Raw genomic sequence first — 7,117 nt, 5'->3', positions numbered from 1 at the left:
GGGGTAGGTGGGTGGTGATTGCTGAAGAGCTGTCCCATACGGTTTGGCGGGGGCGCTATCGTAGGCGGTTGCTATCGGCCAACCCTGACAGTCAAACCCGCTCTCAGGCCCCACTGTATGTCCGTAGCCTGGCTGCCAACTGCGAGGAGGGCGTCAAGATGGCCAAGACAACCGCCACGATCAAGAGCGCGGGCACGTCACCTGCCAGGTGCCCCATTTGCCCCGGTTGGATGACCGCCTGGACGGCCATGATTCCTCCGTGTACGGCGCTAGACCACACGGTGAACCAGATCAGGCTCAGATTGGCTAACGGATCACGTGCGGCCAGGATCAGGAACACGCCAAGTGTGGCGTAGATGCCAACGATCATCATCGGGTAGTCCGAGTGACCGACGTGCCAGGCCCAGCCGGACGGCCAGAACAACATAAGAGGGTAGAGAGCAAGGCACGCGAGGCCTGCCGAAACGAGAACGACGCGCAAATACCTGAGGCGATCGACTAAGGTCATGGCGGACTCCTCCTTGGGCCTGCTCTACCTGGACACCAGGTGGGGTGATAACCCCTTCATGGACCTGGTGGGCATTATCCTGTTCCAGGCCGGGCATTGTGACAGTCAGGTGACTGCTGAAGGGATTGATGCACCGGGGACGGAAAGCCAGTCCGCTCAATAGTTCCAGCATTAGATCAAGCATAGCTTCTTATTTGCTATTGCTCCGGCCATCGATTGCTTGCGACCCAACGCTGCCGTTCGCTACCGGCAGAAATCGGCCAAAAACATACCGTTCAGCAATGGCCTGACAGCTGGTCTACGTCGAGGCTTGTAGGTTTCTTCTAAATCCGTAGCTTCAAAGGGATGCGTGGCTAAACGTAGTCACTCTACAACCTCGGCGCTCTGTATCATCCACCGGAGCATTAACGCTGCGAGGAAAAATACTGAGTAGGCGGTTTACCCAGGGCTTTTTTGAACATCGTGATGAAGGCATTAACAGAGTCATATCCCAGAATGCCTGCCACACGTTGCACTGAAACCCCCTCCGCCAAATGACTCGGTGCGATCATCAAATGCAACTGGATATCGATCGCGCATCTGCAAGGCGAAGACTTCTTGTTTCCCAGTCGTATTCGAGATTCCGAGCACCTGTCTACGCGGCAATACGCACGTATCGTCAAGGCATGGGTTGCTTCGATAGGTCTCGATCCCGTTTTGTACGGTACTCATACGCTACGCCGAACCAAAGCGACGTTAACCTACAGAAGAACCAGGAATCTGAGGGTTGTGCAGCTGATCCTCGGACATACCAAGCTGGAAAGCACGGTACGCTACCTGGGTATTGAGGTAGACGATGCTTTGGCGATTTCGGAGCAGACTGAGGTTTGAGCGATTCAGTATGACTCAGCGCAAGTGGTGTATGAAGAACAGCCTTGCGGCATCCACAAGGTGAATTCTCATCGTACCCATCTCCAGGACCGCCATAATTTGAAGCCGACTATCGCGGGCCAAACCCGCGATAACTTTTTAGGCCCAAGTTGAGCGCCGGGAAGCGTTAAAATGGTGATGTCTGTTACATCCATACACCGTTTTGCAACTCGGCTGCGGTATTGCTGAGGTTCTCGTTGCTCTCGGAAAACGCCACCAGAACATCATTGGCCCCAGCGCCGTTGGCCATTTGATTGCTCCAGTATTGCAAGCCAGTTGCGTCAGGCGCGCGATGCAATACGTGTTGATAGTAGCTGTTAATCAGGGAGGCAGAGTCAGCATTCGGATTATTAGCCTTGAACTCGTTGCTGTTGACAAATCCCATGGCAACTTCAGCCATGCTGACACCTTGGTCCAATTTTTCAGTCCAGAGCTTCAAGCCCTCTTTATCGGGTTTGCGATCAAACGCCGCCTGATAAAGACGATAGGCCGAGCCTGCGTTTTGACCGGCCTGGACGTCTAGCGCCAGAGTCGTACCATCTTCCTGAAAGTTGATACGTTCGATGCTGAACAGCGTATCGCTTTTGCCCAGGCCTTTAACGGTGGCGACAGTACCTGCTGACGAGACTGCAAAGTCACTTTTGAGTGCTGCGTAGTGCACGGTATCAATACCTGCGTTACCGCTATAGGTATCGTTACCCGGCCAGGCGTAAAAATGGTCATTGCCGTTGGAACCTATGTACTGATCGTTACCGCTGAAGAGCGAACCAGAGTTTGCTGTATCGCTTACTTTTACGTTAAGCCCGCTAATGGTGACGTAAGGTGTGTCATTGAGAGAATACGTGATGCCAGTAAAAAAGCTCGCCTGTGAATTACCTGATGGAAAGAAGCCACTCAGGTCCGCCTTATAATTACCCTCGCCGTAGACGATGTGAGTGCTTGACATCGACACTACTTGCCCGGTAGCACCAACCTGGGCCGCTTTGTTCAGGTCGAAGTTGTCGAGAGGTTGATTATAGGTAATGCGTGCCATTGTGATGAGTCCTTATCGTTTGTATATAAATCGGGAGCAAGCGTGATACTGCCAAATCAGGTCAGCCACAGCCCGGTGCTGAGCACAGCCTCGGAGTTACTGAGGTTTTCTTGACTTTCGGAGAATGACACCAGCATTTCGCTGGCCGACATGCCATTAGCCGTTGCGTTACTCCAGTACGCCAAACCCGTTGCGTCGGGTGCCCGATGCAAAACGTGTTGGTAGTAGCTGTTGATGAGGGTGCTGGCGTCAGTGCCTGGATGGGCGGCCTTGAACTCATTGCTGTTGACGAAGCCTGTAGCGACCTGAGTAAGGCTGGCGCCGTTGTCCAATTGCGTGATCCAGAACGTCAGGCCCTTGTTATCTGGCGTGCGATCAAATGCGGCCTGATACAGGCGATACGCCGACCCCGCATTTTGGCCCGATTCAACGTCTATCGCTAAAGTCGAGCCATCACTAAAACCAATGCGTTCTACGTTGGACAGGACGTCGTGCTTGCCGTCCACCGTGATCGCGTACGCTCTGCCATTGGCATCTACGGTGCGATTGACGATCAGGCCAGCCTTGCTGTTGTACTGAACGGTATCGATCCCGCCGCCGCCGTTGATCGTGTCATTGCCTGCACCGCTTTTGATCACGTCATTGCCTGCCGAGCCAATGACGATGTCATTGCCCTTTAGGACTTCATTAAGCGCGCTTTTGAAATCGAAACCGCCGATGTATTCGGCCACAGTCGCGGCGTCGGCGTTTATACCGGTGACTTCGTAGTACAGGCCGCCGTTCTGGTAGGCGGCTGTGGAGGTTAGGGTACCGCCGCTGACTTCGCCGTTGCTGAACTGGAAGCTGCCGAAGTAATCCTGGGTTCTGAAACCGTCGGTAGCGCGAATGTGGCCAGAATCCACAATGGGGAATGTCCCGTCCCACGCCTGCAAATTGCTCATGTTGATCGGTTGATGCAGCTTGAGGGTCGCCATTAGTCTTCCTTAACCGATGCATCGACGTGCTACCGGAACTGGTCCCGGCCAGCGGTTTTGACAGCTTCATGCTGTCAGTCGATGCGGATACAAACCGGATACAAATTGAAATACGTAGGCTGTCTGACTCGGCTTATGGAGAATTGTTCCCATCCTCCGGCATCTAAGACTGCTGGCGCTGATCGAAAACTGACCTCACGGCTGTGACTGCGAATGACAAATGGCTTGCGGGTATCACGAGATTCCAGATTCGGACCGGCACGTGTACGTGTTCTCCATGAACGACCGTTTCTGCGTAATTGCAGGGACCTGACCACTTATTTGCATTGGATTTGACCAGTCGTTCCCAACGGACTTGACTAGCGCACCTAGTCGCCTTGACCGGCAGAAGTCGACCCATGGCGGTCGCTGGTGGACGAAAGCTTCCGGCCAAAATCGGCCGCTCAATATCTAAGAAATCCGGGGCGATTCAAATCTCCGGATAAACAGGTCTCACTGACCGATCCAGACAGTCGCTTCATGATGACGCTCGGCACGGGAATCGTTGGCTACAACGTGCAGACAGCGGTCGATACGCAGCACCATTTGATCGTTGCGCACGAGGTGACAGCGGCCACACTCAGCGTCTGATCCATCTTTTTATCCGCTTCTGCATTGACGATTGGCGAACTTTGGTGTTTCCTGAAACCGGTTTCAGAGACCCGTGCTCTATCCGTACAAGCCTGCAGACAACACCAAAAAGGACCAGGCCGTGAACAGTTTTCCCGCATCCTCGCGTGCGCGCGTGACCATGAATGACGTCGCTGATCTGGCGGGCGTATCCAAGGCCAGCGTCTCCCGTTTTATTGGTGATGACCGTCAACTGCTGTCTGTCGCCATTGCCCGGCGTATCGAACAGGCTATCGAGACGCTCGGTTATCGCCCCAATCAGATGGCGCGAGGGCTCAAGCGCGGGCGTACTCGCCTGATCGGCATGCTGATGGCCGACATCCGCAATCCTTATTCCGTTGCCGTCATGCATGGCGTAGAAACCGCGTGCCGCAAGCACGGCTACAGCCTGGTGGTGTGCAACACTGACCGCGACGATGAGCAGGAGCGCCTGCATCTGGCGGCGTTGCGTTCCTACAACATCGAAGGGCTGATCGTGAACACGCTCGGCCATCACCTGGATGAACTGCGCGAACTGCATAGCGAACTGCCAATGGTTCTGGTCGATCGTAAGGTCGATGAATTGCACAGCGATTTGGTCGGGCTGGACAACGTCGCCACTGTCAGGCAAGCCCTCGATCATCTGCACGCCTCGGGTTATCGCGACATTCTGCTGGTGACTGAACCGCAGGATGGCACCAGCTCGCGGATCGAGCGCGTCGAGGCGTTCATGGCGCAAATAGCTCTGCGTTCGGACATGCTTGGGCAGGTCTGTGAAACCAGTGACAAGCTGGGGGAGCGGTTGCAGGCATTCCTGGCTGCCAGCGGCCCCGGGCCCAAAGCATTCTTCACAGGTAATGGTGTGGCGACGCTGATTACGACGCGTCGGCTGCATGAACTTGGCTGCCCGTTGTTTGACGAAGTGGGGCTGATCGCCCTCGATGAGCTGGATTGGTACCCGCTGGTAGGAAGCGGCATCACCTCACTCGCTCAGCCCACTCATGAGATAGGCATCACGGCGTTTGAGTGCCTGCTCAAGCGTCTGTCGGGCGATCAGGCGCCGGCGCGAACCTACGATTTTGCCGCACAGCTGATCGTGCGCGGTTCTACACGTCCGCGCCACTGACGCGACCCCCTTTAATACCGCAGGTCTACCGCCAGGATTTACGCGAACTTTTGTAATGCTGCCCATTCAAATAAAAATGAAACCGGTTTCAGAGGAAAACAATAATGAATCAATACCCCGTTGCCATTAGCTTGGGTGCCTTTGGGGCCGATCTGGTTCGTGAACGAGGTCAGGCCAGTTTTATTCCGCTGTTGGTCGAGGCTGGTGTGACGCGAATCGAGGTGCGTGAAGAACTGCTTCTCGACGAGGATCTTTACGCAATGGCCGAGGAGATCGCTGCACAGGGTCTGCAATGCTTGTACTCGGCGCCACTCGAACTGTGGCTGCAAGGTCAGACTCAGGTTAATCCTGAGCTGGAACCTACCCTCAATCGTGCCATCGCCTGTGGCGCAGCATGGCTCAAGGTGTCGCTGGGGTATTTTTCCGAGCGCTGTGATATTGCGCAGTTGGCGGAGCACATGGCGCGCCACGATGTTCGTCTGTTGGTGGAGAACGACCAAACCTCGCAAGGGGGTCGAATCGAGCTGCTCGTGGCTTTTTTCAGTGCGGTACAGCGGCTTCAATTGCCCATCGGCATGACGTTCGATATTGGTAACTGGCTGTGGCAGGAGCAATCCGTGATTGGCGCTGCGCAGCAGCTGGGACGTTATGTCGAGTACGTCCACTGCAAAGCCGTCCGACGCAACTCGGCTGGCAAATTGATCGCTTTGCCACCTGAACAGGCCGACCTGCAACTCTGGGAACGGCTGTTCGAGCACTTCGCGCAAGGCTTGCCCCGTGCTGTGGAATACCCGCTGCAAGGTGATGACCTGCTTGGCGTGACGCGAGAACAGGTCGCGCTGCTCGCCTGCCTCGACCCTCTACAGCCAGTTCACAGTGCTGGGGAGGCCAGTCATGTCTGATATCGACATCCTTTCGTTCGGCGAAACCATGACCATGCTGGTCGCTGAGCAACCCGGTGATCTGGCGCAAGTACGTCATTACGAAAAACGAATCGCCGGGGCCGACAGTAACGTCGCTATCGGCTTGTCCAGGCTGGGTTTCAACGTGGCCTGGCTGAGCCGGGTCGGCAACGACTCCATGGGGCGATTCGTCACTGACAGTCTTCGGCAGGAAGGCGTGGACTGTCAGCACGTGACCGTCGATTCGCGGCATCCCACCGGTTTTCAATTTAAATCACTGGAGCTCGGGGGCGCGGATCCGGTCGTCGAATACTTCCGCCGCGGCTCGGCGGCCAGCCATCTCTGCGTCGACGACATTGTCCCCAGGCTGCTCAAGGCGCGCCATCTGCACGCCACCGGTATTCCGGCTGCTCTTTCCGACAGCTGCCGTGCGTTGTCCCGGGAGCTGATGGGGCAGATGCGTGAGGCCGGGCGCAGTGTGTCGTTCGATCCCAATCTGAGGCCGTCGCTGTGGTCGAGCAAGGCAACCATGATCCGCGAGATCAATCACCTTGCCAGCCTGGCCCATTGGGTAATGCCGGGCATGGCTGAAGGCCAATTGCTCACGGGTTTTGACACTCCGGCGGACATTGCCCGGTTCTATCTGGACAAGGGGGTTGAAGCTGTGGTGATCAAACTCGGCGCCAATGGCGCGTATTACCGCACTCAATTGGCTGAAGCTTTCGTGCCTGGCCAGCCTGTGGCGCATGTCGTCGACACGGTAGGCGCAGGGGATGGTTTTGCCGTCGGTGTGATCAGCGCGTTACTGGAAAATCTCGGATTTGCAGAGGCTACCGCGCGTGGTAACTGGATTGGCAGCTTGGCTGTGCAAAGCCGGGGCGATATGGAAGGGCTGCCCACCCGTGCTGCCTTGCAGGCGGCGCAGCTTGCGCAAATGTCACCTGCACGAACCGCCTGACCCTTTTGGGGGGCTGCCTCATTCACCACCTGCTCAACAATAACAACACTGGAGCCTGA

Annotated in this window: 7 protein-coding genes and 2 pseudogenes; 6 read left to right on the top strand and 3 right to left on the bottom strand. The window is 56.0% G+C overall.

Going from position 1 to position 7,117, the window contains the following annotated elements; all coding sequences use genetic code 11:
* Positions 1–103: 103 nt before the first annotated feature.
* Positions 104–508, bottom strand: a complete 405-nt coding sequence (locus ACCD02_RS19265) for a DUF6632 domain-containing protein (protein ID WP_413305119.1) — start codon at positions 506–508, stop codon at positions 104–106.
* Between ACCD02_RS19265 and ACCD02_RS19260 the strand changes: the two genes are divergently transcribed.
* On the top strand, positions 507–671 hold the full coding sequence (locus tag ACCD02_RS19260) for a hypothetical protein (protein WP_413305117.1): 165 nt from the start codon (positions 507–509) through the stop codon (positions 669–671). The two genes, ACCD02_RS19265 and ACCD02_RS19260, sit on opposite strands and share 2 nt — an antisense overlap.
* 398 nt (positions 672–1,069) lie before the next feature.
* Positions 1,070–1,378: pseudogene (locus ACCD02_RS19255) on the top strand (tyrosine-type recombinase/integrase); the annotation flags it as partial.
* Positions 1,379–1,562: 184 nt separating this feature from the next.
* Here ACCD02_RS19255 and ACCD02_RS19250 read toward each other — a convergent pair.
* The gene (locus tag ACCD02_RS19250) at positions 1,563–2,450 is read right to left on the bottom strand and encodes a DUF4214 domain-containing protein (RefSeq protein WP_413305114.1); all 888 of its coding nucleotides are present in this window, start codon (positions 2,448–2,450) and stop codon (positions 1,563–1,565) included.
* Between the two features lie 56 nt (positions 2,451–2,506).
* Positions 2,507–3,424 carry a DUF4214 domain-containing protein gene (locus tag ACCD02_RS19245; protein WP_413305111.1) on the bottom strand — a complete coding sequence of 306 codons (918 nt, stop codon included), beginning with the start codon at positions 3,422–3,424 and terminating at the stop codon, positions 2,507–2,509.
* Between the two features lie 474 nt (positions 3,425–3,898).
* Between ACCD02_RS19245 and ACCD02_RS19240 the strand changes: the two are divergent.
* The 4 genes and pseudogenes from ACCD02_RS19240 to ACCD02_RS19225 all read left to right on the top strand — a co-directional run.
* Positions 3,899–4,033: pseudogene (locus tag ACCD02_RS19240) on the top strand (hypothetical protein); the annotation flags it as partial.
* 181 nt (positions 4,034–4,214) lie between these two features.
* Positions 4,215–5,198, top strand: coding sequence for a LacI family DNA-binding transcriptional regulator (locus ACCD02_RS19235; protein WP_413305140.1), 984 nt, complete (start codon positions 4,215–4,217; stop codon positions 5,196–5,198).
* 104 nt (positions 5,199–5,302) lie between these two features.
* Entirely contained in the window at positions 5,303–6,100 is a 798-nt protein-coding gene (locus tag ACCD02_RS19230) for a sugar phosphate isomerase/epimerase family protein (RefSeq protein WP_413305108.1), read from the top strand.
* Positions 6,093–7,058 (top strand): sugar kinase, encoded by a 966-nt coding sequence (locus ACCD02_RS19225; RefSeq protein WP_413305105.1) that lies wholly within the window; start codon positions 6,093–6,095, stop codon positions 7,056–7,058. Before ACCD02_RS19230 ends, ACCD02_RS19225 begins: the two co-directional genes overlap by 8 nt.
* Positions 7,059–7,117 lie beyond the last annotated feature (59 nt).

It is taken from the genome of Pseudomonas sp. Pseusp88, assembly GCF_047303955.1.
Lineage (GTDB): Bacteria > Pseudomonadota > Gammaproteobacteria > Pseudomonadales > Pseudomonadaceae > Aquipseudomonas.
The sequence above is the reverse complement of the archived record's forward strand: the minus strand, read 5'-3'. Positions and strand labels throughout refer to the sequence as shown.

Bases quoted from the DNA above. Each gene is read 5' to 3' on its own strand.
- ACCD02_RS19260 (WP_413305117.1), top strand. From the start codon at position 507: ATGGCGGACTCCTCCTTGGGCCTGCTCTACCTGGACACCAGGTGGGGT.
- ACCD02_RS19265 (WP_413305119.1), bottom strand. From the start codon at position 508: ATGACCTTAGTCGATCGCCTCAGGTATTTGCGCGTCGTTCTCGTTTCG.
- ACCD02_RS19250 (WP_413305114.1), bottom strand. From the start codon at position 2,450: ATGGCACGCATTACCTATAATCAACCTCTCGACAACTTCGACCTGAAC.
- ACCD02_RS19245 (WP_413305111.1), bottom strand. From the start codon at position 3,424: ATGGCGACCCTCAAGCTGCATCAACCGATCAACATGAGCAATTTGCAG.
- ACCD02_RS19235 (WP_413305140.1), top strand. From the start codon at position 4,215: ATGAATGACGTCGCTGATCTGGCGGGCGTATCCAAGGCCAGCGTCTCC.
- ACCD02_RS19230 (WP_413305108.1), top strand. From the start codon at position 5,303: ATGAATCAATACCCCGTTGCCATTAGCTTGGGTGCCTTTGGGGCCGAT.
- ACCD02_RS19225 (WP_413305105.1), top strand. From the start codon at position 6,093: ATGTCTGATATCGACATCCTTTCGTTCGGCGAAACCATGACCATGCTG.